21 protein-coding genes are annotated in these 25872 nt (G+C 68.6%); 13 read left to right on the top strand and 8 right to left on the bottom strand.

The genetic code is table 11. From position 1 onward, the window contains the following. Nucleotides 1-5: 5 nt before the first annotated feature. The 3 genes from AC3A6Y_RS15985 to shkS all read left to right on the top strand — a co-directional run bounded on the left by AC3A6Y_RS15985 (nucleotide 6) and on the right by shkS (nucleotide 6880). Complete coding sequence (locus tag AC3A6Y_RS15985) at nucleotides 6-4844, top strand: NAD-glutamate dehydrogenase (protein ID WP_487869949.1); 4839 nt, start codon at nucleotides 6-8, stop codon at nucleotides 4842-4844. Between the two features lie 178 nt (nucleotides 4845-5022). After that, nucleotides 5023-5232 (top strand): hypothetical protein, encoded by a 210-nt coding sequence (locus tag AC3A6Y_RS15980; protein ID WP_487869224.1) that lies wholly within the window; start codon nucleotides 5023-5025, stop codon nucleotides 5230-5232. A 211-nt stretch (nucleotides 5233-5443) separates the two neighbouring features. Continuing rightward, the gene (shkS, locus tag AC3A6Y_RS15975; protein ID WP_487869223.1) at nucleotides 5444-6880 is read left to right on the top strand and encodes a surface-behavior sensor histidine kinase ShkS; all 1437 of its coding nucleotides are present in this window, start codon (nucleotides 5444-5446) and stop codon (nucleotides 6878-6880) included. A gap of 39 nt (nucleotides 6881-6919) precedes the next feature. Here shkS and AC3A6Y_RS15970 read toward each other — a convergent pair whose 3' ends face one another. The 7 genes from AC3A6Y_RS15970 to AC3A6Y_RS15940 form a co-directional block, all read right to left on the bottom strand. After that, a complete protein-coding gene (locus AC3A6Y_RS15970; RefSeq protein WP_487869222.1) occupies nucleotides 6920-7522 on the bottom strand; it encodes a response regulator transcription factor in 603 nt (200 codons plus the stop codon). Between the two features lie 66 nt (nucleotides 7523-7588). Then, on the bottom strand, nucleotides 7589-8917 hold the full coding sequence (locus AC3A6Y_RS15965) for a tryptophan--tRNA ligase (protein WP_487869221.1): 1329 nt from the start codon (nucleotides 8915-8917) through the stop codon (nucleotides 7589-7591). Nucleotides 8918-8924: 7 nt separating this feature from the next. Next, complete coding sequence (locus AC3A6Y_RS15960; RefSeq protein WP_487869220.1) at nucleotides 8925-9596, bottom strand: site-2 protease family protein; 672 nt, start codon at nucleotides 9594-9596, stop codon at nucleotides 8925-8927. 47 nt (nucleotides 9597-9643) lie between these two features. Further along, entirely contained in the window at nucleotides 9644-10279 is a 636-nt protein-coding gene (locus AC3A6Y_RS15955) for an L-threonylcarbamoyladenylate synthase (protein ID WP_487869219.1), read from the bottom strand. Nucleotides 10280-10352: 73 nt separating this feature from the next. Beyond that, complete coding sequence (locus tag AC3A6Y_RS15950; protein ID WP_487869948.1) at nucleotides 10353-11273, bottom strand: DMT family transporter; 921 nt, start codon at nucleotides 11271-11273, stop codon at nucleotides 10353-10355. 23 nt (nucleotides 11274-11296) lie between these two features. Beyond that, nucleotides 11297-12151, bottom strand: a complete 855-nt coding sequence (locus AC3A6Y_RS15945) for a 3',5'-nucleoside bisphosphate phosphatase (protein WP_487869218.1) — start codon at nucleotides 12149-12151, stop codon at nucleotides 11297-11299. 100 nt (nucleotides 12152-12251) lie between these two features. After that, entirely contained in the window at nucleotides 12252-13361 is a 1110-nt protein-coding gene (locus tag AC3A6Y_RS15940) for a transporter (protein WP_487869947.1), read from the bottom strand. A 97-nt stretch (nucleotides 13362-13458) separates the two neighbouring features. On the opposite strand from AC3A6Y_RS15940, the gene ppk2 reads away from it, so the two are divergent. The 10 genes from ppk2 (at nucleotide 13459) to AC3A6Y_RS15890 (ending at nucleotide 23962) form a co-directional block, all read left to right on the top strand. After that, entirely contained in the window at nucleotides 13459-14376 is a 918-nt protein-coding gene (ppk2, locus tag AC3A6Y_RS15935) for a polyphosphate kinase 2 (protein ID WP_487869217.1), read from the top strand. Between the two features lie 74 nt (nucleotides 14377-14450). Beyond that, nucleotides 14451-15500, top strand: a complete 1050-nt coding sequence (locus tag AC3A6Y_RS15930; RefSeq protein WP_487869216.1) for an extracellular catalytic domain type 1 short-chain-length polyhydroxyalkanoate depolymerase — start codon at nucleotides 14451-14453, stop codon at nucleotides 15498-15500. Nucleotides 15501-15515: 15 nt separating this feature from the next. Further along, nucleotides 15516-16370, top strand: a complete 855-nt coding sequence (locus tag AC3A6Y_RS15925) for a lipase family protein (RefSeq protein WP_487869215.1) — start codon at nucleotides 15516-15518, stop codon at nucleotides 16368-16370. Nucleotides 16371-16419: 49 nt separating this feature from the next. Beyond that, nucleotides 16420-16884: a MarR family transcriptional regulator gene (locus tag AC3A6Y_RS15920; RefSeq protein WP_487869214.1), complete on the top strand. Its 465-nt coding sequence runs from the start codon at nucleotides 16420-16422 to the stop codon at nucleotides 16882-16884. A 130-nt stretch (nucleotides 16885-17014) separates the two neighbouring features. Continuing rightward, nucleotides 17015-18286, top strand: a complete 1272-nt coding sequence (gene urtA / locus AC3A6Y_RS15915) for an urea ABC transporter substrate-binding protein (protein WP_487869213.1) — start codon at nucleotides 17015-17017, stop codon at nucleotides 18284-18286. Nucleotides 18287-18443: 157 nt separating this feature from the next. Then, nucleotides 18444-20030: an urea ABC transporter permease subunit UrtB gene (gene urtB / locus AC3A6Y_RS15910; protein ID WP_487869212.1), complete on the top strand. Its 1587-nt coding sequence runs from the start codon at nucleotides 18444-18446 to the stop codon at nucleotides 20028-20030. Beyond that, entirely contained in the window at nucleotides 20027-21304 is a 1278-nt protein-coding gene (gene urtC, locus AC3A6Y_RS15905) for an urea ABC transporter permease subunit UrtC (protein ID WP_487869211.1), read from the top strand. Before urtB ends, urtC begins: the two co-directional genes overlap by 4 nt. Further along, entirely contained in the window at nucleotides 21301-22179 is an 879-nt protein-coding gene (gene urtD / locus AC3A6Y_RS15900) for an urea ABC transporter ATP-binding protein UrtD (RefSeq protein ID WP_487869210.1), read from the top strand. The genes urtC and urtD overlap by 4 nt, the downstream gene beginning before the upstream one ends. A 21-nt stretch (nucleotides 22180-22200) precedes the next feature. Then, complete coding sequence (urtE, locus tag AC3A6Y_RS15895; protein WP_487869209.1) at nucleotides 22201-22893, top strand: urea ABC transporter ATP-binding subunit UrtE; 693 nt, start codon at nucleotides 22201-22203, stop codon at nucleotides 22891-22893. Between the two features lie 124 nt (nucleotides 22894-23017). After that, nucleotides 23018-23962, top strand: coding sequence for a VTT domain-containing protein (locus tag AC3A6Y_RS15890; RefSeq protein WP_487869208.1), 945 nt, complete (start codon nucleotides 23018-23020; stop codon nucleotides 23960-23962). A 57-nt stretch (nucleotides 23963-24019) separates the two neighbouring features. On the opposite strand, the gene AC3A6Y_RS15885 is transcribed toward AC3A6Y_RS15890, so the two are convergent. Then, nucleotides 24020-25468 carry an MFS transporter gene (locus AC3A6Y_RS15885; RefSeq protein ID WP_487869207.1) on the bottom strand — a complete coding sequence of 483 codons (1449 nt, stop codon included), beginning with the start codon at nucleotides 25466-25468 and terminating at the stop codon, nucleotides 24020-24022. Nucleotides 25469-25872: the final 404 nt, after the last annotated feature.

The raw sequence follows: 25872 nt of genomic DNA, 5'->3' as shown, positions 1-25872 counted from the left end.
TGCTGATGACCGCGCAGACGACGGAAGCGGGGCGCAGACAGGAGCGCCTTGACGAAGTGGAGCAGCTGGTGCGAGCCAAGCTCCCGTCCGAATCGGTGGAGGAGGTGTGCGAATTCGTGCGCCGCTACTTCGGCCAGGTCGATCCGGAGGACCTGGACGAGCGGCCGGCGGCCGACCTCTACGGCGCCGCGCTCTCGCACTGGAGCTTCGCGCGCAAACGCGAGCCCGGGCATCCGAAGCTGCGGGTTTTCAACCCGAGCATCGCGGAGCACGGCTGGCAGTCGACCCACACCATCATCGAGATGGTCAATGACGACATGCCCTTCCTCGTCGACTCGGTGACCATGGAGGTCAACCGGCACGGCCTGACGCTGCACCTGATCATCCACCCCCTGGTGGCCGTCGAACGCGGTGCCCACGGCGTGTTGCGGGGCCTCGCGAGCGAGGCGGGCGCATCGCCCGAGGCGCGTCGCGAGTCCTTCATCCATGTCGAGGTCGACCGTGTGCCGGAGCCCGCGCGGATGGAGGCGCTGGCCGCCGATCTCGAACGCGTGCTCGACGACGTGCGCCAGGCCGTGGCCGACTTCGAGCCCATGCGGGAGCGCGTGCTCGCGATCGTGCAGGGCCTGGACGATCGTCCGCCGCCGATTCCGCCGCAGGAGCTGGCCGAAGGCCAGGCCTTCCTGCGCTGGCTGGCCGACCACCATTTCACCTTCCTCGGCTGCCGCAGTCACGAGCTGGTGCGGCTCGACGGCGAGGACGGCCTGAAGGTGGTGCCGGGCTCCGGACTCGGCATCCTGCGGGAAACACCCGACAAGTCCGACGGCGCGGCTGCCTTCGCCGCCTTGCCGCCCGAGGTGCGCGCCTATGCCCGCCGGCCCGAGCTGCTGGTGGTGACCAAGTCCGCCTCCCGCTCCACCGTGCACCGGCCGGGCCATCTCGACTACGTGGCCGTCAAGCGCTTCGACGACAAGGGCGAGGTCTGCGGCGAGGACCGCTTCCTCGGCCTCTTCACTTCCACCGCCTACAGCGCCAACCCGGCCGAGATTCCGTTGCTTCGCCGCAAGATCGCGAGCGTGGTCGAGCGTGCCGGACTCGCGCCCGGCAGCCACTCGGGCAAGGCGCTGATCAACATCCTCGAGACCTACCCGCGCGACGAGCTGTTCCAGACCGGCGACGACGACCTGCTGCAGACCGCGATGGGCATCCTGCACCTGGGCGAGCGCCAGCGCTTCCGGCTTTTCGTGCGGCGCGATCCCTTCGAGCGCTTCCTGTCCTGCCTGATCTACGCGCCGCGCGAGAACTACACGACCGAGCTGCGCCAGAAGTGGCAGGACATCCTGATGCGCGAGTTCAACGGCACCAGCTCCGAGTTCAACGTGCACCTGTCGGAATCGGTGCTGGCGCGCATTCAGATCACCGTGCGCACCAAGCCGGGCAGCATCCCCTTCTTCGATGTGCGCGAGGTGGAGCAGAAACTGGTGGCCGCCGCCCGGCGCTGGGACGACGACCTGAAGACCGCGCTGCTCGAGGCCGCCGGCGAGGCGCAGGGCAATGCGCTGCTGCGGCGCTTCGGCGCCGCCTTCCCGCCCGGCTACCGCGACGAGTTCGCAGCCCGCGCCGCGGTGCACGACATCGAGTTGATGGCGCGCCTGAGCGACGCGCAGCGCCTGGGCATGAACCTGTACCGGCCATTGGAAGCGCCGCACGGCACGCTGCGCTTCAAGGTGCTGCGCCGCGGCGAGCCGCTCACGCTCTCGTCCAGCCTGCCGATGCTCGAGCACCTGGGCCTGAAGGTGCTCGACGAGCATCCGCACCGCGTCGCGCCGCAGGGCGAGTCGCCGGTGTGGGTCCACGACTTCGGCCTGCAGGCCGCTTCGGGCGACAGCGAGGTCGAGGTCGATGCGCTGCGTCCGGTGTTCGAGGAAGCTTTCGGCGCGGTGCTGGCCGGCGAGGTCGAGAACGACGACTTCAACCGCCTGGTGCTGGCCGCGCAACTGCCGGTGCACGAGATCGTGCTGCTGCGCGCCTACGCCAAGTACATGCGGCAGATCGGCTTTGCGCTCTCGCAGTCCTTCATCGAGGGCACGCTGGCCAGCCATGCCGGCATTGCGCGTTCGCTGGTCGAGCTCTTCAAGCTGCGCTTCGACCCGCAGCCGGCGTCCGACGCACAGGCGCGCGAGGAAGACAAGGTGCGCGAGATCGAGGCGGCGCTGGACGACGTGTCCAACCTGTCCGAAGACCGCGTCCTGCGCCAGTACCTCGCGCTGATCCTGGCCACCCTGCGCACCAACTACTGGCGCCGCGATGCGAGCGGCCGGCGGCGCGGCTTCCTGTCCTTCAAGTTCGATGCGGCCAAGGTGCCCGACCTGCCGGCGCCCAAGCCGCTCTTCGAGATCTTCGTGTACTCGACGCGCTTCGAGGGCGTGCACCTGCGCGGCGGCCGGGTGGCACGCGGCGGCTTGCGCTGGTCGGACCGGCCGGAAGACTTCCGCACCGAGGTGCTGGGCCTGGTCAAGGCGCAGATGGTCAAGAACATCGTGATCGTGCCGGTGGGTTCCAAGGGCGGCTTCGTGCTCAAGCGTGCCCCTTCGCCCAGCGACCGCGAGGCCTACATGCGCGAAGGCGTGGCCTGCTACCAGGACTACCTGCGCGGCCTGCTCGACATCACCGACAACCTGGCGGGCACCACGGTCGTGCCGCCCCCGCAGGTGCGGCGGCACGATCCCGACGATCCCTACCTGGTGGTCGCGGCCGACAAGGGCACCGCCACCTTCAGCGACTATGCCAACGGCATCAGCAAGGAGTACGGCTTCTGGCTGGGCGATGCCTTCGCCTCGGGCGGCTCGGTGGGCTACGACCACAAGGCCATGGGCATCACCGCGCGCGGCGCCTGGGAGTCGGTCAAGCGGCATTTCCGCGAGATGGGCATCGACACGCAGAGCACCGAGTTCACGGTGGCCGGTGTGGGCGACATGTCGGGCGACGTGTTCGGCAACGGCATGCTGCTGTCGCGGCACATCCTGCTGGTGGCGGCCTTCGACCACCGCCACATCTTCCTGGACCCGGCGCCCGACGCGGCCAAGAGCTTCGCCGAGCGGGAGCGCCTGTTCAAGCTGCCGCGCTCCTCCTGGGCCGACTACGACGCGACGCTGATCTCCGAGGGCGGCGGCATCCATGCGCGCAGCGCCAAGTCGATCGCGCTCACGCCGCAGGTGAAGCAGGTGCTGGACGTCCAGGCCGACGCGCTCACGCCTACCGAGCTCGTCAATGCGATCCTCAAGGCGCCGGTGGACCTGATCTATAACGGCGGCATCGGCACCTACGTGAAGGCGACCGGCGAGACCCACGCCCAGGTCGGCGATCGCGCCAACGATGCGCTGCGCGTCAACGGCCGCGAGCTGCGATGCAAGGTCTTCGCCGAAGGCGGCAATTTGGGATGCACGCAGCTGGGGCGCATCGAGTTCGCGCGCGCGGGCGGTCGCATCAACACCGATGCCATCGACAACTCGGCCGGCGTGGACACCTCCGACCACGAGGTCAACATCAAGATCCTGCTGGGCCTGCCGGTCACCGAGGGCGAGCTCACCGAGAAGCAGCGCAACGCGATCCTGCCGGAGATGACCGAGGACGTCGCCGCGCTGGTGCTGCGCGACAACGTCTTCCAGACCCAGGTGCTTTCGGTCACCGGCCGCATCGCACCGCAGCTGCTCGATGCGCAGATGCGCTTCATGCAGTATCTGGAGAAGGCCGGGCGGCTGAACCGCGCCATCGAGTACCTGCCCGCCGACGAGGAACTGGCCGAGCGCCGGGCCCAGGGCCAGGGCCTCACCAGCCCCGAGCGCGCGGTGGTGCTGGCCTACAGCAAGATCTGGCTCTACGACGAGCTGCTCGAATCGCCGCTTCCCGACGATCCGTGGGTCGCCACCGCGCTGGAGCGCTACTTCCCCGAGCTGCTGCGCCGGAAGTTCGCGGCCTGGATGCCGCGCCATCCGCTCAAGCGCGAGATCATCGCCACCCACGTCACCAACAGCACGGTCAACCGGGTCGGCAGCACTTTCGTGCACCGGCTGGTCGAGACCACGGGCGCGCGCGCCTTCGAGGTGGTGCGCGCCTACCTGCTTTCGCGCGAGATCTTCGGCATGGTGCCGTTGTGGCAGTCCATCGAGGCGTTGGACAACCAGGTCGACGACGAGGTGCAGTCCGGCATGCTGATCGACACCGGCCGCCAGCTGGAGCGCGGCACCATGTGGTTCCTGCGCTCGCGCCGCCTGGCCGAGGACATGGCTTCGACCATCGAGCACTTCAAGTCCAAGGTCGAGACGCTGTCGGCGCGCCTGCCGCAGCTGCTCGACGCCGACGAGCGCGCCCGCGTCGATGCGGCGGCGGCCCGCTACACGGGCCGGGGCGTACCGCGCGAGCTGGCCGAGCGCGTGGTGAACTTCGGCACGCTCTACGCCTCGCTCGACATTGCCGAGATCGCCGGCAGCGCGCGCTGGCCGGTGGAGCTGGTGGCGGCGATCTACTTCGACCTCGCCAACCGGCTCGGCATGCCCTGGCTGCGCGACCGCATCTCGGCGCTGCCGGGCGACCAGCACTGGCAGGCGCTGGCAAAGGGAGCGATGCAGGACGATCTTTCGGGCCTGCAGCGCGCGATCACCCATGCGGTCCTGACGGCAGGCGGGGAGGGCGAATCGCCGGCCGCCCGGGTCGAGGCCTGGCAGGCCAGCAACGGCCGCACGCTGGAGCGCGCGGCGCAGCTGATGGGCGAACTGCGCGCGGTGGCGGCGCCCGACGCAGCGATGCTGGCGGTGGCGCTGCGGGAGCTGCGCGCTCTCGCCTAGAGGGGAGCGATGCTGGAGACGCCGCCCGTTCTTCTCCCCGGGGGCCTGACTGTCGACCGATACCCGCGGCTCCCCGGTGGCCCGGTGGCGCTCAGGGAAAGGCCTGATCCGGCGGCGGCCGACTTCCCCGATGCCATGCCCCACAATCGCCGCAAGAAAAAAGCCGGCGGAGGACTGGATGGCTTACGAGTTGCTGAGAAAAATTGCCGGCGCTTCGTTGCCGATGACGCTGAGTGCACAGTCGGACATCGAGCGTCTGCGCATTCTTCGGGATGCGGGTTACGTGAAAGCGGACCTTCCGCCGGAGGGCGCGCCCTCGGCCACCGCGCTCGTCATCGCGCTGACGCCGCTGGGCCGCACGGCCATGCGCTACTTCGGCGGCGGATAGACCGGCCGCCGTTGTGCCTGCACGACGCGGCCCGCGGCGCTCTGGACGCCTGCGCAGTTAAGATTGCAGCACGGCCGGCCGCCGGGCGCGGGCTTCCATGCCACCGCCGGCTGCCGGAGCTTTTCACAGCGCGCCCGAGAGCCGCACACAGGGGCCCCTCGACAGGGGCTTTTTTTATGGCCGGACTGACCCGGGAGAGAGACCGTGAGCCATGATGGGTAATTCGTCCTTTGCGGGGCTGGGCAACTCGTCCTTCGCCAGCCTCACGCCTGCGCCGGCCTCGGCCGACGAGGCCGAACCGTGGGTGCGCGGCGAGCTGATCCGCAGCCTGATGCGGGCCTCGCGCGGCTCCTACCTGCTGGCCGCGGCGCTGATGCCGGCCATGGTGGGCCTGAGCTGGGGCCACGTGCCGCCCTGGCAACTCTTCGTCTGGCTGGCCATCGGCATCGCCGCCACCAGTTGCCGCATCTGGGGCGAGCAGGTCTACGGCCGGCACTATGCCGACCGCGACTCCGCCGCCCAGCAGTACTTCGTCGAGCGCTACCGCTACCTCTGGAGCGCCAGCGCCTTCGCCTGGGGCCTGTCGATCCTGATCTTCTTCGAGCGCACGCCGCTGGTGAACCAGTTCATGAGCTGGCTGATCGTCGCCGGCGTCGCCACCTTCCCGCTCAACGGGCTGGCGCTGCATCCGCCGCTGCTCAAGCGCTACGTCAACACCCTGTTCGTCACCATGCTGGCGGCGATCGTGTTCCGCGTGATCGAGCTCAAGTTCGAGCGCCCGCATTTCCACTACGGCTTCCTGCTGCTGCCGGGCCTGCACTGGTGGCTGCTGCTGCGCGCCGGCCGGCGCATCCATGAGACGGCGCGCAACAGCTTCGAACTGCTGTTCCACAACCACATCCTGATCAACTCGCTGACCCAGCAGCGCCAGGCGGCCGTGTCGGCGGTGGCAATGAAGAACCGCTTCCTCGCCAGCGCGGCGCACGACATGCGCCAGCCGGTGCTGGCGCTCTCGCTGTACGCCGACTGGCTGCGCAACGAGCCGGAGCTGGTGGCCGAGATCGCGCCGAAGATCGTGCGTGCCACGCACGCGGTCAATGCCTTGTTCGATTCGCTGTTCGACCTGGCGCGCATCGACTCCGGCCAGGTGCGGCTGCACATCGAGCGGGTGGATGTGGCCCAGTTGCTGCACGACCTCGAGCTGCAATACCGTCCGGTCGCCGAGGCCAAGGGCCTGAGCTTCCGCATGCACGTGAGCTCGGGCACCGTGCTCACCGACCCGATCCGCGTGCGCCGCATGATCGGCAACCTCCTGGCCAACGCCATCAAGTACACGGCCGAGGGCGGGGTGCTGCTGGCTTCGCGCCACACCCGCGACGGCCTGCGGGTGGAGGTATGGGACACCGGCATCGGCATCGCGCGCGAGCACCTGCGCGACGTGTTCCTGGAGTTCTACAAGGTGGCCGACCATGCCGGCACCTCGGACGGCTTCGGCCTCGGCCTGGCGATCGTCGCGCGGCTGTCGCACGCGCTGGGCCATCCCGTCAGCGTGCGCTCCAGGCTTGGCCGGGGCAGCGTGTTCCGGGTGGCGCTGCACGACGCCGACGAGTCGCAGGCGCAGACCCGCATCTCGGGCGCGGTGGGGTAAAAAAGCCGCCCCTTGGGCGGCTTTTGGTTCCGGGGAGAACTAGCTGTTGCTGGACAGCAGTCCGTTGGTGCGCGCGTGGTGCAGCGCCTGGGTGCGGCTCTTCACGCCGAGACGGCGGAACAGGCGCCAGAGGTGCACCTTCACCGTGTGCTCGCTGATGTCGAGCTCGGTCGCGATGTCGCGATTGCTCATGCCCTGGTCCAGCATGGCGATCAGCTGGGTCTGGCGCTTCGAGAGCTTGCTGTTGGCCGTGGTGACCGGCTCCTCGGCCTCGGTGTCGGCCATCAGCAGGCCGCGCAGGGCGGCGGTGAGCTCGGCCGAGCTGGCCGACTTCTCGATGTAGGTGTCGGCCCCGGCCTCGATGCAGGCTTCTTCCATGTCGCCGGCCGGCGAGGCCGAATAGACCGCCACCGGCACGTCGGGATAGATCTTCTTCACCGCGATCACGCCCGAAACACCCGTCACGTCGGGCAGCTTCAGGTCGAGGCAGAACAGGCCGGGCTCCCCATGCTGCTTGACGGCGCTGGCCAGCTTGTCGAGCCGTTCCAGCTCCACGATGGTCTCGGCGGGCCGCAGGCGCCGCAGCACCATCACGATGGCGTCGCGCATCAAGGGGTGGTCGTCGATGACATAGATACTCATAGCATTTTTCTCACTGTGTGCGCGCCGGCTCGGCCGGCCCTTGTTGGTCGCGCGGAAACACTTCCCTTAGTCGCTCTTGTCGGCCGAGTTCTCGGCCGCCAGCGCCTCCAGTGCGTCTGTTGCCGCACGCATGTTCGCATTGTCGATGGGTTCGAGCTGCGCGGCGAGCAATGTCAATGCCGCGCCGCGCTGTTCCCGAAGCAGGCCGATCGCCCGGCCCGCATCCTGCGGCGATGCGAATCCCAAGCTTTGTAACAGTTGTGCACCGCTTTCGTCGAGCAGCTTGAAATAAAAAAGCCCGTCTTTCTCTCGGTATTGCTTGAAAGCCGGCTTGGCGGCCTTGGCCGCCTTCGGGCGCGCCGCGCCCCGGCTCCCGCCGGCCGCCAGGTTGCGCAGGCCGACCGCATGGCGCAGCTCGGCCATGAAGGGCCGGGAGATGGCCCGGGCCTTCTCGGCACCGGCCAGCAGGATCTTCTCGATGCGGGCCGGGTCGCTGACCAGGGCCTCGTAGCTCGCCCGCATCGGCGCGATCTCGCGGTCGATGCGCTCGAAGAGGACCTGCTTGGCCTCGCCCCAGGCGATGCCTTCGGCGAAGGCGCGCCGCAGGGTCTCGGTCTCTTCGGCATCGGCGAAGGCCTGGTACACCTGGAACAGCGCCGAGCCTTCGGTGTCCTTGGGCTCGCCGGGCGCGCGCGAATCGGTCACGATGCCGGCGATCAGCTTCTGCAACTGGGCGCGCGGAGCGAAGAGCGGGATGGTGTTGTCGTAGCTCTTGCTCATCTTGCGGCCGTCGAGGCCGGGCAGCGTGGCCACTGCGTCGTCGATCTCCGCCTCGGGCAGGGTGAAGTGCTCGCCGTAGAGGTGGTTGAAGCGCTGCCCCATGTCGCGCGCCATCTCGATGTGCTGGACCTGATCGCGGCCCACCGGCACCTTGTGGGCGTTGAACATCAGGATGTCGGCCCCCATCAGCACCGGGTACATGAAGAGGCCGGCGCTGACGTCGGCGTCCGGGTCCTCGCCGCGCGCGGCGTTCTTGTCCATCTGCGCCTTGTAGGCATGGGCGCGGTTCAGCAGGCCCTTGCCGGTGACGCAGGTCAGCAGCCAGGTGAGCTCGGGGATCTCGGGGACGTCGGACTGCCGGTAGAAGGTCACGCGCTCCGGATCGAGCCCGCAGGCCAGCCAGGTCGCGGCGATCTCCAGCGTGGAGCGCTGGATGCGCGCCGGTTCGTCGACCTTGATCAGCGCGTGGTAGTCGGCCAGGAAGTAGAAGCTCTGCACATCGGCCTGGCGGCTGAAGCGCACCGAGGGGCGCACCGAGCCGACGTAGTTGCCCAGGTGCGGCGTGCCGCTGGTGGTGATGCCGGTGAGAAAGCGGATGGGAGAGGACGTTGCCATGGAAAACTCAGCGCAGCAGCGCCGTGAGGGGCGAGATCAGCAGGTCGATGGCCTGGTAGCCGAAGTTCATCAGCGGACGCAGCCACCAGGTACTGACGATGCCCGCGATGACCAGGCCCATCACGATGAAGAAGCCGTAGGGCTCGATGCGCGCCAGGAGGTCCTGCGCGCCGCCGCGCGGAAGCAGCCCGGCCAGCACCCGTCCCCCGTCGAGCGGCGGCAGCGGGAACAGGTTGAAGGCCCACATCACGAGGTTGACCAGCACGCCGCCCTGGGCCATCTTGACGAAGAAGGGTTCGGTCACGCCGGTCGCCAGCAAGGCGACGAAGACGAGCGCCCACAGGATCGCCTGGATGAAGTTCACCGCCGGTCCGGCCAGCGCGACCCAGATCATGTCGCGCTTGGGGTTGCGCAGCCGCCCGAAGTTGACCGGCACCGGCTTGGCATAGCCGAACAGGAACGCGCCCGAGGTCGCGAAATAGAGCAGCAGCGGCATCAGGATGGTGCCGATGGGGTCGATGTGCTTGACGGGGTTGAGGGTCACGCGGCCCATCATCCAGGCCGTCTGATCGCCGAGGTAGCGCGCCACGTAGCCATGGGCCGCTTCGTGTACCGTGATCGCGAAGATCACGGGCAGTGCGTAGATCAGCACTGTCTGAATCAAGTTGGGGATATCCACCGGGTGATTGTCTCAGACCGCTGCGGATGAACCGGACGCGAAGGGGTTCACAAGCCCAGCACCGCCACCGGGCCGCGGCCCTGGCGCACCAGCACCGGCTCGCCGCCGGTGCCCATGGGCGTGAGGTCGACCACCGTGGTGGGTTCCGACGGGCAGGCGCCGCAGGCGATCACCGCGCCGATCTGCTTCTCGAAGCGCTCGCGGATCGCCTGCGCGTCGTTGAGCGCCTCGGTCTCGCCGGGCGGGATCAGCGTGGTGGCCAGCAGCGGCTCGCCGTGCAGCATGAGCAGCTCGCCCAGCACCTTGTGGTCCGGCACGCGCAGGCCGATGGTCTTTCGCTGCGGATGGCTCACCCGCCGCGGCACCTCCTTGGTGGCTTCCAGCAGAAAGGTGTAGGGCCCGGGCGTCGCGGCCTTCAGCAGGCGGTACTGCTTGTTGTCCACCTTCGCGTAGCTCGAGAGCTCGCTCAGGTCGCGGCACAGCAGGGTGAGGTGGTGCTTCTCGTCGACCTGGCGGATGCGGCGCAGCTGGTCCACGGCGTCCTTGTCGTCCAGGTGGCAGGCCAGCGCGTAGCTCGAATCGGTAGGCACCGCCACGATCTCGCCGCGCGCCAGCAGGGCAGCGGCCTGCTTGAGCAGGCGCTGTTGCGGGTTGTCGGGGTGGAGCTCGAAGAACTGGGCCATGGTTGGGGGAGAAGGCGAAACGGCAGCCGTGCATTCTGCCGACAAATGAAGACGGATTCGCTCGGCAGCGTGTTCAGGACTCGGCCGGCTCGATCGGCACCCGCCGTTCGCGCACCGTGAGCCAGGCGCCGGCCGCGCCGCAGACCGCGATCATGGCGATGCCGACCAGCGACAGACGGTCGGGCACCTGCGAGAAGATCAGCCAGCCGCCCAGCATGGCGAAGGCGATTTGGACGTACAGGTAGGGCGTGAGCGTGGAGGCCGGCGCGCGCTGGTAGGCCAGGATCAGGATGAAGTGCCCCACCGTGCCCATGAAGCCCATCAGGCACAGCAGTGCCCACCACTCCCAGCCGGGCAGCGCCGTCCAGACGAAGGGCAGGGCCAGCGAGGCGATCAGGGTACCCACCCAACCGGTGTAGAAGTGCATCGTCAGTGGGTTCTCGGTGCGTGCCAGCTTGCTGGTGAGCACCTGGAACCAGGCGTTGGTCAGCACCAGGCCGATGGGCAGCAGCACCGCCCAGCTGAAGGCTTCGCCGCCCGGCCGCAGGATGACCAGGGTGCCGAGGAAGCCGCCCGTCACCAGCACCCAGCGCAGCGGCGAGACCTGCTCCTTGAGCGTCGTGGCCGCCAGCAGCGTGATGACCAGCGGCGCAATCAGCACGATCGAGGTGAACTCGGCAAGCGGCATGTAGCGCAGGCTGAAGAAGGCCAGCGTGCTCGAGGCCAGCAGCAACGCGCCGCGCAGCAACTGGTACCTGGGGTGCCGGGTGCGCAGCAGTGCCGTGCCCTGCAATGGCAGCAGCACGGCGGTGGTCGCGATGGCCTGGAAGGCGTAGCGAAACCACACGCCCATGAGGATCGGCACGCCGGCGGTGGACAGCTTGGTGGCGGTGTCCAGGGTGGTGAAGCAGGCGACGGCCAGGAGCACCAGGCCGATTCCCGCCAGGATGCGCTCGGATTCGAGATCGCGGGTGCGCTTGCGGTCGGCCGACAGGCCTGCGGTCGTGGTCGGCCCGGTCACTGAATGCGGTCTTCGAGCAATTCCCACACCGGTGTGAGCTGGCCCGGAAGCGGGGGCAGCTTGCCCAGGTCGCAATGGCTTTCGTCGGGGCTGTGGAAGTCGCTGCCGCGCGAGGCGGCGAAGCCGAACTCCAGCGCCTTGTCGGCGTACTCGACGTACTCTGCCGGCGAATGGCTGCCGGTCACCACCTCGATCGCCCGGCCGCCGTGTTCCTTGAACTCGAGGAAGAGCGCGTATTCCTCGTTGGCGGTGAACTTGTAGCGCCCCGGATGCGCGATCACGGCCAGGCCCTTGGCCCCGTTGATCCAGCGCACGGCGTCCTTCAAGGTCGCCCAGCGGTGCGGCACGAAGCCGGGCTTGCCCTCGGTGAGGAACTTGCGAAACACCTCGTTGGTGTCGCGGCAGTGGCCCTGCTCGACCAGGAAGCGGGCGAAATGGGTGCGCGAGATCAGCTCGGGATTGCCGACGAACTTGAGCGCGCCCTCGTAGGCGCCCTTGATGCCCACCTTGGCCAGGCCTTCGGACATCTCCTCCGCGCGCCGGCCGCGGCCGCCGCGGGTGTCGTAGAGGCCCTCGGTGATGGCCGCGTCGTCGGGGTCGAAGCCGAGGCCGACGATGTGCACCGTCTCGTTCGCGAAGGTGACCGAGATCTCGGTGCCGGTGAGGTACTTGATGCCCTGGGCGCGGGCCGCGGCGGCTGCGCGATGCTGGCCGCCGATCTCGTCGTGGTCGGTCAGCGCCCAGAGCTCGACGCCGTTGGCGGCGGCGCGGGCAGCCAGTTCTTCAGGGGTCAGGGTGCCGTCCGACACCACGGAGTGGCAGTGCAGGTCGGCGTTCAGGATGGAAGACACGCCACGATCTTATTCTTTCTTGCATGGGCTTGCAGAGCGCATGGCGACTGTCGAGCGTGCTATCGAATCAATAGCGAGAAGAGGGCGCCCGCGGGTGCTTTCAGCGTTTCTTGCGAAAGGCGGCCCAGGCCGCGACCACGGTGAAGGTGATCACGATCGCGACCAGCACCCAGAAGCCGTGCTTGTCCTCGGCCAGCGGAATGCCGCCCACGTTCATGCCGAACAGCCCGGCCAGGATGTTGATCGGCAGCGCCAGCACCGTCACCACCGTCAGCACGAACAGGCTGCGGCTGGTGTCCTCGTTGACGTTGGCGGCGATCTCTTCCTGCAGCAGCTTGATGCGCTCCTGCAGCGCGCCCATGTCGCGCAGCACCACCGAGAACTCCTCGGTCGCGCCGCGCAGCTTCTGGGCGTCGTCCTCGGCCAGCCATTCCGGCGGCTTCTGCAGCAGGCGGAACAGCGCGCCCGGCTCCGGTGCCAACAGGCGCTGCAGGCGCACCAGCAGCCGGCGCATCTCGCCGAGCCGGGCGCGCTTGTGGTCGAGGCGGCCGGTCAGCAGCGCGTCCTCGATCGCATCGACGCGGGTGGTCACGCCGCGCACCACGTTCACCAGCACGTCGGCCTGCACGCGCAGCAGGTGCTCCAGCAACTCGGCGCTCGAGTGCGGCGCGTCGCCCGCCTTCACTGCCGTGCGCAGGGCGTCGACCGAGCGCAACGGCTCGGCGCGCGCCGTCACCACCAGGCGCGGCCCGACGCTGATCCACAGGGTGGAGAGGTCCGAGGGCTCGAAGCTGAATTCGAAATGCACGTCGTTGATGACCGCGATCAGGGAGTCGTCGGCGCGTTCGATGCGGGTCGAATGCATCCCGTCCCTGAGCGTCTCGAAGAAGGTGTCGGACAGCTTCGCGTGCCGGTGCAGCCAGCGTTCCGCCTGCGCGTGGCTCAGGTTGAAGTGCAGCCACAGGTAGGCGCCTTCGGGCGGGGTCTCCTGCGCGAGCCAGGCCACCGCGGCGTTCGAATCGATCGCGCGCGACGACTCCTCGGCCGCCGGGTCGAACAGGTAGCCGCAGATCAGGCCGGCTTCGTCGCCGCCGTACGAGGCGGCGGCAACATCCCGGGGCGAGGACAAGACAGGACGATTCAGGAGCGGGAACTCGGAACGGAAAGTGGGGCGCGAAATCGGCGTCGCAGCATGCTGGGCGCCGCGTATGTCAGTGTTGTGACGACGCGGGCGCTGCATTTCGTCTGTCACGAATCGGTCATTGCGGGGGCGCAGCATGGGTGCTTTCCCTGATTCGAGCCCGCCCATGAGTTTGCCCAGCACCCTCCGCGACCAGGAAGAACTGATGCAGCGCATCGCGCGCGATCTGATCGACGGCTACGACGAAGAGCTGGAACTCGAGATCGAAGACCGCAGCGTGGAAGAGTTCGAGTCGGGCCAGGCCCCCGACAAGGCCGCTCGCCGGGCCTATTTCAAGGAACTCTTCCGCCTTCAGGGCGAGCTCGTGAAACTGCAGGACTGGGTGCAGCACAGCCGGCAGAAGGTCGTGATCCTGTTCGAGGGCCGCGATGCGGCCGGCAAGGGCGGGGTGATCAAGCGCATCACCCAGCGGCTCAATCCACGCGTCGCGCGCGTCGCGGCGCTGCCCGCGCCCAACGACCGCGAGCGCACGCAGTGGTACTTCCAGCGCTACGTGGCCCACCTGCCGGCCGCCGGCGAGATCGTGCTGTTCGACCGCAGCTGGTACAACCGCGCCGGCGTCGAGCGCGTGATGGGCTTCTGCACCGACGACGAATACGAGGAGTTCTTCCGCACCGTGCCCGACTTCGAGCGCATGCTGGTGCGCTCGGGCATCAAGCTCATCAAGTACTGGTTCTCGATCACCGACGACGAGCAGCACATGCGCTTCCTAGGCCGCATCCACGACCCGCTCAAGCAATGGAAGCTCAGCCCCATGGACCTCGAGTCCCGCCGCCGCTGGGAGGAATACACCAAGGCCAAGGAAACCATGCTGGAGCGCACCCACATCGAGGAAGCGCCCTGGTGGGTGGTCCAGGCGGTCGACAAGAAGAAGGCGCGGCTGAACTGCATCACGCACCTGCTGGGCCAGCTGCCCTACCAGGAAGTGCCGCATGCGCCCATCGAGCTGCCCGCGCGCGAGCGCCACGCGGACTACCTGCGCCAGCCGGTGCCGGCTTCGATGTACGTGCCCGAGGTCTACTGAAGGCGCCTGGCCGCGCCGCCCGCGGCGCGGAAGCTGCTAAGGTGCGGGGCCGGACTCCGGCCCACGCAAGCACCATGGCTCGTCGCCCTTCCTCGACCTCTGCCGCCTCGGCGATCACCCGCGCCTACCAGCGCGGCATGAAGGCGCTCACCAAGGCCACGCTGCGCAGCGGGAGGCGCATCGCGGGCCAGGTGCAGCGCGCGGCGGCCGAGCAACTCAAGGCACCGCGCGGTCCCGGCGACTGGCTGGCCGGGGCGGCGCTCGGCCCCGGCGGCGCGCGGCGCTATCACCTGTACCGTCCGCCGGATGTGCTGCCCGGCGAGCGTCTGCCGCTCCTGGTCATGTTGCATGGCTGCGGCCAGACCGGGCGCGACTTCGCAGCCAGCACGCGCATGAACCTGCTGGCAGCACGCGAACGCTTCTTCGTGCTCTACCCGGAGCAGGACCGCATGGCCCATCCGCAGGGCTGCTGGAACTGGTACGACCGGCGCTTCGGCAAGGCCGATGCCGAGGCCGCGACCCTGATGGCCGCGGTCGACCAGGCTTGCACGCTGTACCCGGTCGACCGCGACCGCATCGCCGTGGCGGGGCTCTCGGCCGGCGCGGGCATGGCGGCGCTGATGGCCACGCGCTACCCCGTGCGCTTCAAGGCGGTGGCCATGCATTCGGGGGTGGCGCCCGGCGCCGCCCGCTCTCCGGCCACCGCCCTCGGCGCGATGCGCGGGCGCCATGTGCCGCCCATGCCGGCGACCGCGGTCGGCAAGGCCATGGGTGCCGCCGCCGTCTTCACCACGCTGCCGCCGCTCCTGGTCCTGCACGGCGATGTCGATCTCGTGGTCTCGGCGCGCAACGCGCTCAGCGCCGCGGAGGTCTGGGCCACGGCGACCGGTGCGCGCCCCGGCATCGAGCGCACCGTGCAGCGCGGCAAGCGCCATGCGATGCGGGTGACCGAGTTCAAGCGCAAGGGCCGCACCTTCGTCATGCTGTGCGAGGTGGCGGGCCTCGGCCATGCGTGGAGCGGCGGCGCGCCGCGCCTGCCCTTCAGCGACGCGGCCGGGCCCAATGCCTCGCGGCTGATCTGGGCCTTCGCATCGAAGCAGTTCAAGGCGCTTGCCGCCCTTTAGGCCTCTTCGAGCGCCATGCCCGCGATCGCCTACGACCCCAGCCGCACGGCGCTCTATTCGCCGGAGCGGCAGGACACGCTGTTCGAAGCCGGGCAGCACTACACGCCGACCCAGTGGGCCATCGAAGCATCGCGCCTGGCCTACTTGCGTGCCGATCTTGCGGACGGCGAGCGCCAGCGCCTGGCCGATGCGCTGGCGCGCGCCGGCTTCGGGCCGCCGGCGCTCATTCCGCACGCCGATTCGCACAGCTTCGCCTTCGCTGCGCTGCATGCCGACGGCACGGCGCTGGTGTCCTTCCGCGGCACGCAGCCCGACGAGATCCGTGACCTGGCAACCAACCTGCAGGCGAACCAGGTCGAGTGGCCCGAAAGCGGCGGTCGCGTGCACGCGGGCTTCGCGCGCGCGGCGCGGGCGCTGCTGCCGTTGCTGCGCGAATGGCTGGAAGAGGGCGAGGGTGCCGGCCGCAAAGCGCTCATCCTCACCGGCCACAGCCTCGGCGCCGCCCTCGCAACGCTGATCGCCACCGTGCTGCCGCCCAGCCTGCTGGTCACGCTCGGCTCCCCGCGCGTCGGCAACGCGGCCTTCGTGGCCGCGCTGGCGGAAGTCGAGATCCTGCGCCTCGTCGACGGCTGCGACGTCGTCACCCAACTGCCGCCGGCCTTCTCGCTCTATGCGCATGCGGGGCCGACCAGCTACATCAGCTGCGAGGGCGAGTGCATGCACAACCCCGACGTCAGCTTCATCGAGAGCGACCGCGCCCAGGGGCGGGCGCGCTACGTGGTCGACCATGCCTGGAAGCGCGGCGCGGTGCTGCTGCGCGACCTGGCGGACCATGCGCCGATCAATTACGCGCGCGCCTATTTCAAGTGAAGAAATTCATTGTTCTCAATGTGGCTACATTTGAAGCAAAAATGAGAACATGCCAGGCGTCGCGGAACATCTTCTAGGCCAAGCGCGCACCCGCGTGCTTGCAGCGCTGTTCCTTCATCCGGAACGGGCGTTGCATGTGCGCGAACTGGCGCGCATGACCGGCGTATCGCCAGGCTCGCTGCATCGGGAACTGCGGGGCCTGAGCGATGCAGGGCTCCTGATGCGCAACGAAGTCGGCCGACAGGTTCACTACCGGGCCAACGACCGCAGCCCCGTGTTCGATGAAATCGCCGGCCTGCTGCGCAAGACGGCGGGAATTGCTGACGTGCTGCGCGACGCGATCTGCGCACTCGGTGAATCGGTCACGCTCGCCTTCATCTATGGTTCGATCGCATCGGGAAACGAGACGCCCCGAAGCGATATCGACGTGATGGTGCTCGGGAGCGCTGGCTTTGCCGACGTGGCATGGTCGCGGAGTGTGCCGAGCAAGCGGGCAACCTGTTGGTGCTGCTGAAGAAGCACCTGAAGCAGACGCATCCCGCGCTGCTGCGCGCCTGATCCCTGTACGCCACCCGGCGTATTTCCGCTGCGCGATCGATTCCGCAGACTCCGGCGTGTCATTCACACCCAGGAGAAGAGTCCCCATGCAACAACGTCGCTTCACCCTCAAGGCGCTCACGGCCGCGGTCGCGCTGGCCAGCCTTTCCGCCGTGCCGGCGCTCGCGGCCGACACCATCAAGGTCGGCGTGCTCCACTCGCTGTCGGGCACCATGGCCATCTCGGAGACCGTCCTCAAGGACACGGTGCTGATGGCGATCGACGAGATCAACGCCAAGGGCGGCGTGCTCGGCAAGAAGCTCGAGCCCGTGGTGGTCGACCCGGCCTCCAACTGGCCCCTGTTCGCCGAGAAGACCAAGCAGCTGCTCGGCCAGGACAAGGTCTCGGTGATCTTCGGCTGCTGGACCTCGGTGTCGCGCAAGTCGGTGCTGCCGGTGGTCGAGGAAATGAACGGCCTGCTCTTCTACCCCGTGCAGTACGAGGGCGAGGAACTCAGCAAGAACGTCTTCTACACCGGCGCCGCGCCCAACCAGCAGGCCATTCCCGCGGTCGACTACCTGATGAGCAAGGAAGGCGGCGGCGCCAAGCGCTGGGTGCTGCTGGGCACCGACTACGTCTATCCCCGCACCACCAACAAGATCCTGCGCGCCTACCTCAAGAGCAAGGGCGTGAAGGACACGGACATCGACGAGAAGTACACCCCCTTCGGCCACAGCGACTACCAGACCATCGTGGCCGACATCAAGAAGTTCTCCTCCGGCGGCAAGACGGCCGTGGTGTCGACCATCAACGGCGACTCCAACGTGCCCTTCTACAAGGAACTCGGCAACGCCGGCCTGAAGGCCAAGGACGTGCCGGTGGTCGCCTTCTCGGTGGGCGAGGAAGAACTGCGCGGCGTCGACACCAAGCCGCTGGTGGGCCACCTGGCCGCATGGAACTACTTCATGTCGATCAAGAACCCGACCAACACCGCCTTCATCAAGCAGTGGAGCGACTACGCCAAGGCCAAGAACATCGCAGGCCACAAGGACAAGCCGCTCACCAACGATCCGATGGAAGCCACCTACATCGGCATCCACATGTGGAAGCAGGCCGTCGAGAAGGCCAAGAGCACCGACACCGACAAGGTGATCGCGGCCATGGCCGGACAGACCTTCACTGCGCCCTCGGGCATCGTCTCCAAGATGGACGAGAAGAACCACCACCTGCACAAGAGCGTGTTCATCGGCGAGATCAAGGCCGACGGGCAGTTCAGCGTGGTGTGGAAGACGCCGGGTCCGGTCAAGGCCAAGCCGTGGAGCCCGTACATCGAGGGCAACGACAAGAAGCCGGATTACCCGGCCGGCAAGTCGCTGTAAGGCAGCAACGAGCGGCCCCTCTCTTGCTCCCTCTCCCCTTGGGGAGAGGGTTGGGGTGAGGGCCAGCGGCGGCAGTGACCGCCGCTCCTTTTTTGAGCGCGCTGCCCCTCACCTTCGCCTCTCCCCGAGGGGAGAGGGAGCCAAAGCCCAACCTACGATGCTCCGACGACTATTCCACCGCGTGCTCTGCGCCTCGACGCTGCTGATGGCGCTGGCCGCACACGCGCTCACCCTCGACGAGGCGCGCGCCATTGCCTCGGGCGACTCCGAAGCCCGCATCGCCGCGCTCAACAAGGCGGTCGGCACCGCCGACGAAAAGACCGCCGCCTTCATCCAGGCCATGGCGGACGACGCGGTCAAGTACACCGAGGACAAGGTCTTCCTCATCAAGGACGACAAGGCCTACGACCCCGTGACCGGCGCCGAGCTCGAGCTGCCCGACACCGCCGAGGACGTGGTCAACAACAACCTGATGCGCGGCGCCCTCGATGCCGCGCAGGCCGCGCTCAAGCTCGCCAGCAAGGACGAGGCGGTGCGCGCCGAGGCGGCGCAGGCCCTCTTCAAGGAGCCCGACGAATCCCGCCTGCCGCTGGTCGAGAAGGCGCTCGCCGTCGAGACCAGCGAGCGCATCAAGGCCCAGCTCGAACGGGTGCGTGCCGCCAGCATGCTGAGCAGTGCCGACAAGGCCAAGCGTCTCGCGGCCGCGAAGGCGCTGGGCGAAAGCCGCAGCCCCGACACCAAGCTGCTGCTCAACCAGCGCCTGGCCGACGAGACCGAGGCCGACGTCAAGAAGGCGATCGAGGCTTCGATCGCGAGCATCGACGGCTCGCTGGTCTGGGGCGACCGCATCAACGCGATCTTCAGCGGCATTAGCCTGGGCTCGGTGCTGTTGCTCGCCGCGCTGGGCCTTGCCATCACCTACGGCCTGATGGGCGTGATCAACATGGCCCACGGCGAGCTGATGATGATCGGCGCCTACGCCACCTACGTGATGCAGGGCATCTTCCAGCGCTACATGCCCGAGTCGCTCTTCGGCTGGTACCTGGTCGCCGCGATCCCCGTCGCCTTCCTCGCCTCGGCGCTGGTGGGTGCGGTGCTGGAGCGCGGCGTGATCCGCTTCCTCTACGGCCGGCCGCTCGAGACCCTGCTGGCCACCTGGGGCATCAGCCTGATGCTGCAGCAGCTGGTGCGCTCGCTCTTCGGCGCGCAGAACGTCGGCGTCGAGAACCCCGGCTGGATGAGCGGCGGCTTCACCATGCTGAGCAACGTCACGCTGCCGTGGAACCGCATCTGCATCATCGTCTTCGCGGGCCTGGTGCTGCTGGCGATGGGCTGGTTGATCGGCCGCACGCGGCTGGGCCTGTTCGTGCGCGGCGTCACGCAGAACCGTCCCATCGCCTCCTGCATGGGCGTGAACACGGCGCGCATCGACACCTACGCCTTCGCGCTGGGCTCGGGCATCGCCGGGCTCGCCGGCTGCGCACTCTCGCAGATCGGCAACGTCGGCCCCGACCTCGGCCAGAGCTACATCGTCGACTCCTTCATGGTGGTCGTGATGGGCGGCGTCGGCCAGCTCGCCGGCACCGTCTACGCGGCGCTCGGCCTGGGCGTGCTCAACAAGTTCATCGAGGGCTGGGCCGGCGCGGTGCTCGCGAAGATCGCGGTGCTGGTCTTCATCATCATCTTCATCCAGAAGCGGCCGCAGGGCATCTTCGCAGTCAAGGGGCGGAGCGCCGAGGCATGAACGCATCCACCACCACCACCGTTCGCACGGGGCGTGTCGAAGTGCCGGCGCAGACGGGCGGGGTCCTTCTGCCGACCAAGGGCCCGCTGCTGAGCGGCAAGGGCTGGACCGCCTTCTTCGTCGCGCTGATCTGCGTTTGCGCACTGGCGCCCGTGCTCAACCTGCTGGTGCCTGCCGGCAGCGCGCTGCACATGAGCGACTACGCCGTCGCGCTGGTCGGCAAGATCATGTGCTACGCCATCTGCGCGCTGGCCATGGACCTGATCTGGGGCTACACCGGCATCCTCTCGCTGGGCCACGGCCTCTTCTTCGCGCTGGGCGGCTACATGATGGGCATGTACCTCATGCGCCAGATCGGACGCGACGGCAACTACAAGAGCGAGCTGCCGGACTTCATGGTCTTCCTCGACTGGAAGACGCTGCCCTGGCACTGGACCTTCAGCGACAGCTTCATCGCCACGCTGGTGCTGATCGTCGCGGTGCCGGGCCTGATCGCCTTCGTGTTCGGCTTCTTCGCCTTCCGCTCGCGCATCAAGGGCGTGTACTTCTCGATCATCACGCAGGCCATGACCTTCGCGGCGATGCTGCTCTTCTTCCGCAACGAGACCGGCTTCGGCGGCAACAACGGCTTCACCGACTTCAAGCGCATCCTGGGCACGCCGATCGCAACGCAGGAGATGCGCATGCTGCTGTTCGCGCTCACCGGGCTCACGCTGCTGGGCTTCTTCCTGTTCGCCCGCTGGCTCATCGGCAGCAAGTTCGGCCGCGTGCTGCAGGCCATCCGCGATGCCGAGTCGCGCGTGATGTTCTCGGGCTACAACCCGCTGCCGTACAAGCTCACGATCTGGGTCATCTCGGCGGTGATGTGCGGTGTGGCCGGGGCGCTCTACGTGCCGCAGGTGGGCATCATCAACCCGGGCGAGATGAGCCCGGCCAACTCGATCGAGATCGCGATCTGGGCCGCGGTCGGCGGGCGCGCCACGCTGGTGGGGCCGATCCTCGGCGCTTTCATCGTCAATGGCGCCAAGAGCTGGCTCACGGTGGCCTATCCGGAGTATTGGCTGTACTTCCTCGGCGCGCTGTTCATCGCGGTCACGCTGTTCCTGCCGAACGGCATCGTGGGCCTGGTGAAGAAATGGACGTCCAGGGCGCGCAAGGCGATGCCCGACGAGGCGCCGCCGCCCCCCGCGCAGCGCGCTGTCGCGGCCGAGCATGGCGTGACCGAGTCCGCGGCCCCGGTGCTGCCGGTGCGTGCCGAAGGAGCCCGCGCATGACGCCGGACCTGATGGACGCCGGCGCGGAGCGCATCGCGCGCCACGCCCGGCACAGCGACTTCGGCAAGCTCACCGCCTCGGGCGGGCGCGAGGCGGGCTATGGCCGGCATGCGACGCCCGGCGAGGTCGACCTCACGCACGGCCGCATCCTCTACCTCGAGGACGTGAGCGTGAGCTTCGACGGCTTCAAGGCCATCAACAAGCTCTCGCTGGACATCGCGCCCGGCGAGCTGCGCTGCGTGATCGGCCCGAACGGCGCCGGCAAGACCACGATGATGGACATCATCACCGGCAAGACGCGGCCCGACGAGGGCACCGTGTTCTTCGGCAGCACCATCGACCTGCTGCGCCACAAGGAGGCCGACATCGCCCAGCTCGGCATCGGCCGCAAGTTCCAGAAGCCGACGGTGTTCGAGCATCTGACGGTGTTCGAGAACCTCGAGCTCGCGCTCAAGACCGACAAGGGCGTGAAGGCCTCGATGCTGTTCCGGCTCGACTCCGCACAGTCCGACCGGCTGGCGGAGGTGCTGCACACCATCCACCTCGAGGACAGCGTCTCGCGCCTGGCCGGCAATCTGAGCCATGGCCAGAAGCAGTGGCTGGAGATCGGCATGCTGCTGATGCAGGACCCGAAGCTGCTGCTGCTGGACGAGCCCGTGGCCGGCATGACCGACGAGGAAACGGCGCGCACGGCCGAGCTCTTCCTCGAGCTCAAGGGCAAGCATTCGCTGATGGTGGTGGAGCACGACATGAGCTTCGTGCGGACCATCTCGGAGATCGTCACCGTCCTGTGCGACGGGTCCGTGCTGGCGCAGGGCACGCTGGACGAGGTGCAGGCGGATGAGCGCGTGATCGAGGTCTACCTGGGGCGCTGATCCCGCTTCGACAACACACCCATGCTCAAAGTCAAGAACATCCACCAGTATTACGGCGGCTCCCACATCCTGCGGGAGGTGAGCCTCGAAGCGCATGCCGGCAAGGTCACGGTGCTGCTCGGCCGCAACGGCGTGGGCAAGACCACGCTGCTGAAGTCGCTGATGGGCCTGGTGCCCATCAAGAGCGGGAGCATCGAGTTCGACGGCGCCCCCATCCAGAAGAAGACCCCGTACGAGCGCGCCCGGGCCGGCATCGGCTTCGTGCCGCAGGGGCGCGAGATCTTCGCGCGCCTCACGGTCGAGGAGAACCTGCGCATGGGCCTGGCCTATCGTCCGGCCGGCACCCCGATCCCGGCCGAGCTCTTCGAGCTCTTTCCGGTGCTCGAGCAGATGCGGGGCCGCCGCGGCGGCGATCTCTCGGGCGGCCAGCAGCAGCAGCTCGCCATCGCCCGCGCGCTGGCGCCGCAGCCCAAGCTGCTGATCCTCGACGAGCCCACCGAAGGCATCCAGCCCAGCATCATCAAGGACATCGGACGCGTGATCCGCATGCTCGCCGACCGCGGCGACATGGCGATCGTGCTGTGCGAGCAGTACTACGACTTCGCGCAGGAACTGGCCGACGACTACCTGGTGATGGAGCGCGGCGAAGTGATCGCGCGCGGTCTCGGCAAGGACATGGAAGCGCAAGGCGTGCGCCAGCTCGTGGCGATTTGAAGCGCCGCCGGGCACAGGCCCGGCAAGGCGCTACGCTCGGGGCTGTTGCCACAGCCCGGGACCGACGCGCCACCACCATGCACCGCCTGCGGACTTCGTCCCTTCAGCCTTCGAGGAGCCTTCCGTGGAGGCGCTGATCGCCCTGATGGTCGACCACGCCGTCGCGGTGGTCTTCGTCGCGACCTTCGCGGCCCGCGTGGGCCTGCCCGTGCCGGCCGCGCCGGTGCTGGTGGTGGCCGGCGGCATCGCGGCCATCGCCGAGCCGCTGCTGCTCTTCGCCATGGTCGGCGCCGCGCTGGTGGCCAACGTGCTGGGCGACGCCGTCTGGTTCTATACGGGCCGCGTCTACGGCTACCACTTCATGCGCCTCTTGTGCAAGATCTCGATCTCGCCGGACTCCTGCGTGCGGCGCAGCGAGTCGCTGATCACGCGCTGGGGCGGCTTGTCGCTGGTGGCGGCCAAGTTCGTGCCGGGGGTGTCGGTGGTGGCGCCGCCGATGGCGGGGGCGCTGGGCATGTCTTCCTGGCGTTTCCTGGCCTTCGAGACCCTGGCCGCGCTGCTGTGGGCCGGCGTCTTCCTCGCCCTGGGCTGGCTCTTCCGCGAGCAGATCCAGGCCGTGCTCGATGCCTTGGCCGATGCCGGCGGCGTCGCCACTGCGGCGCTGGTGGTGGTGGTGGCCGCGATGCTGGCACGGCGCTGGTGGCGCCGCCGCGCGTTCCTGCGGACCACCCGCATGCCGCGCGCCACCATCGGTGAGCTGGCCACGCTGATGACGCGCGAGCCGGCACCCATCGTGATCGACGTGCGCGGCGAGGCGGGCATCCAGGTCGACCCGCGGCGCATTCCCGGCGCGCTGCCGATCCCGCTCAAGGCCTTGCAGCAGCGGCGCGCGGAGCTGCCCTTCGAGAGCGGCGAGCGCGAGATCATTCTTTATTGCAACTGCCCCAACGAAGTCTCGGCCGCCCTGGCCGCGCAGGCCCTGGTGGCGCGCGGCTTCAAGCGCGCCCGGCCGCTTGCCGGCGGGCTGGAGGCCTGGGTCGAGGCCGGGCACCCGACCGCCGCCCATTGAAGGCGCTCGGCGGGTCGGGCGTGGCGGCAGCGCAGTGGCGACGACCACTTCGGTCCGCTAGGCGCGCTCACGCGTGAGCGGCTCCGGGTCCTGCATGCCCAGCGGCGGCGCCACTTCTTCCAGCGGCTTGCGCTCCGCGTCCGCCGCCCAGCGCAGTGCCATCAGCCCGGCGATGACCACCAGCACGGCGCCGATCGCATAGCCGATCGCCACCGCGCCACGGCTGCCGGTCTCGATCAGCGCGCCGAAGAGCACCGGTGCCACGAAACCGCCCGCACCCGTGCCCACTGCATAGAAGATCGCGATCGCGATCGCGCGCATCTCCAGGGGGAACACCTCGCTCACCGTGAGGTAGGCCGAACTCGCGGCCGCCGAGGCCAGGAAGAACACCGCCGACCAGGCCAGCGCCTGGCTGCGCGCATCGAGCCAGCCCTGCATGAAGGCCCAGCCGGTCAGCGCCAGCCCCAGCCCCGAGCACACATAGGTCAGCGCGATCATGCGCCGGCGGCCGACGTGGTCGAACAGCGGACCGAGGATCAGCGGCCCCAGCACGTTGCCCAGCGCGAAGGGAAAGATGTAGAGCGCCACCTGGCCCTCCGGCACGCCGTGGAAGCGCGTCAGCACCAGGGCATAGGTGAAGAAGATCGCGTTGTAGAAGAAGGCCTGCGAGATCATCAGGGCCAGCGCGACCGCGCTGCGCTGCGGGTAGCGGCGTATGAGCACCTGCGCGACCTCGCGCCACCCCACGGTGGCGCGCCTGCCGTAGTGGACGCGGCCCAGGGGTTCGAGGAGCGGTCCATGCTCCGCAGCGACCTGCGCCTCGATGCTCGCGACGATGCGCTCCGCCTCCTCGGCCCGGCCGTGCGCGATCAGCCAGCGCGGACTCTCGGGCACGTGCCGCCGCACCAGCAGGATCGCCACCGCCAGCAGCGCGCCCAGCCCGAAGCCCGCTCGCCAGCCCCACACCGGCCCGAGCACCCGCGGGTCGAGCAGCACCAGGCTCAGCCCCGCGCCCAGCGCTGCACCGATCCAGAAGCTGCCGTTGATCGCGAGGTTGACCCGCCCGCGCACCCGTGCCGGGATCAGCTCGTCGATCGCCGAATTGATGGCCGCGTATTCGCCACCGATGCCCAGCCCGGTCGCGAAGCGGCACAGTGCAAAGAAGGCGAAGTCGGGAGAAAAGGCGGTGGCCAGCGTGGCCAGCGCGTAGACCGCGAGGGTGATGAGGAACAGCTTCTTGCGTCCCAGCCGGTCGGTGAGCCGGCCGAAGAGCAGGGCGCCGATCACCGCGCCGGCGATGTAGAGCGAGCCCGACCAGCCGATCTGCGCCGCGCTCAGCGCCAGCGTGTCGGGCCGCTCCAGCACGCCGCCGATCGAGCCGACCAGCGTGACCTCCAGCCCGTCCAGCACCCAGGCGATGCCCAGCGCCAGCACCACGCGCCAGTGCCAGCGTGACCAGGGCAGGCGGTCGAGGCGGGCCGGGATGTCGCTGTGGACACCCCTCATCGGGTCGGCTTTGCGGGGCGGGCCATGTCCGCGAGCCTAAACCCGGCGGAGGGGCCTGCCTGTAGTCGCATGCCCCATGTGCGGGGGGCACCCGCAGTTCGTCTGCGCGTCCTTAGAAGACGCCGAATACCTTCAGCAGGATGATGACGCCGATCGGCACGCCGCAGAGCCAGAGGATGATGCTTTTCATGGAGGTCTCCTGTGAGTTCGAAGCCGCATCCTGGGCTGCGTCCCGTGCCCGGCGCGACGGCAAAAGCCGGGCAGCCGGGTAGGGGAGGGAGCGTGCGGATGTCGGATTTCATCCCCCGCTGCCGTGGACAAGCCTGTGGAAAACTCGGGGCACAAGTCGCGCAAGCCTCGTCCTGCAAAGGTTTGCAACGCATTGCCTACGGATGCAGCAGCGG

This window comes from Variovorax sp. Soil_C_17 (assembly GCF_057657265.1).
This window is presented reverse-complemented; position numbering and strand designations above follow the sequence as displayed.

What these genes read in the sequence shown, in the direction of transcription:
- AC3A6Y_RS15970 (WP_487869222.1), bottom strand. Translation starts at nt 7,522, where the DNA reads ATGAGTATCTATGTCATCGACGACCACCCCTTGATGCGCGACGCCATC.
- AC3A6Y_RS15920 (WP_487869214.1), top strand. Translation starts at nt 16,420, where the DNA reads ATGCCAGGCGTCGCGGAACATCTTCTAGGCCAAGCGCGCACCCGCGTG.
- AC3A6Y_RS15985 (WP_487869949.1), top strand. Translation starts at nt 6, where the DNA reads ATGACCGCGCAGACGACGGAAGCGGGGCGCAGACAGGAGCGCCTTGAC.
- AC3A6Y_RS15885 (WP_487869207.1), bottom strand. Translation starts at nt 25,468, where the DNA reads ATGAGGGGTGTCCACAGCGACATCCCGGCCCGCCTCGACCGCCTGCCC.
- urtE (WP_487869209.1), top strand. Translation starts at nt 22,201, where the DNA reads ATGCTCAAAGTCAAGAACATCCACCAGTATTACGGCGGCTCCCACATC.
- AC3A6Y_RS15980 (WP_487869224.1), top strand. Translation starts at nt 5,023, where the DNA reads ATGGCTTACGAGTTGCTGAGAAAAATTGCCGGCGCTTCGTTGCCGATG.
- shkS (WP_487869223.1), top strand. Translation starts at nt 5,444, where the DNA reads ATGATGGGTAATTCGTCCTTTGCGGGGCTGGGCAACTCGTCCTTCGCC.
- urtC (WP_487869211.1), top strand. Translation starts at nt 20,027, where the DNA reads ATGAACGCATCCACCACCACCACCGTTCGCACGGGGCGTGTCGAAGTG.
- AC3A6Y_RS15925 (WP_487869215.1), top strand. Translation starts at nt 15,516, where the DNA reads ATGCCCGCGATCGCCTACGACCCCAGCCGCACGGCGCTCTATTCGCCG.
- urtA (WP_487869213.1), top strand. Translation starts at nt 17,015, where the DNA reads ATGCAACAACGTCGCTTCACCCTCAAGGCGCTCACGGCCGCGGTCGCG.
- urtB (WP_487869212.1), top strand. Translation starts at nt 18,444, where the DNA reads ATGCTCCGACGACTATTCCACCGCGTGCTCTGCGCCTCGACGCTGCTG.
- AC3A6Y_RS15930 (WP_487869216.1), top strand. Translation starts at nt 14,451, where the DNA reads ATGGCTCGTCGCCCTTCCTCGACCTCTGCCGCCTCGGCGATCACCCGC.
- AC3A6Y_RS15955 (WP_487869219.1), bottom strand. Translation starts at nt 10,279, where the DNA reads ATGGCCCAGTTCTTCGAGCTCCACCCCGACAACCCGCAACAGCGCCTG.
- urtD (WP_487869210.1), top strand. Translation starts at nt 21,301, where the DNA reads ATGACGCCGGACCTGATGGACGCCGGCGCGGAGCGCATCGCGCGCCAC.
- AC3A6Y_RS15965 (WP_487869221.1), bottom strand. Translation starts at nt 8,917, where the DNA reads ATGGCAACGTCCTCTCCCATCCGCTTTCTCACCGGCATCACCACCAGC.
- ppk2 (WP_487869217.1), top strand. Translation starts at nt 13,459, where the DNA reads ATGAGTTTGCCCAGCACCCTCCGCGACCAGGAAGAACTGATGCAGCGC.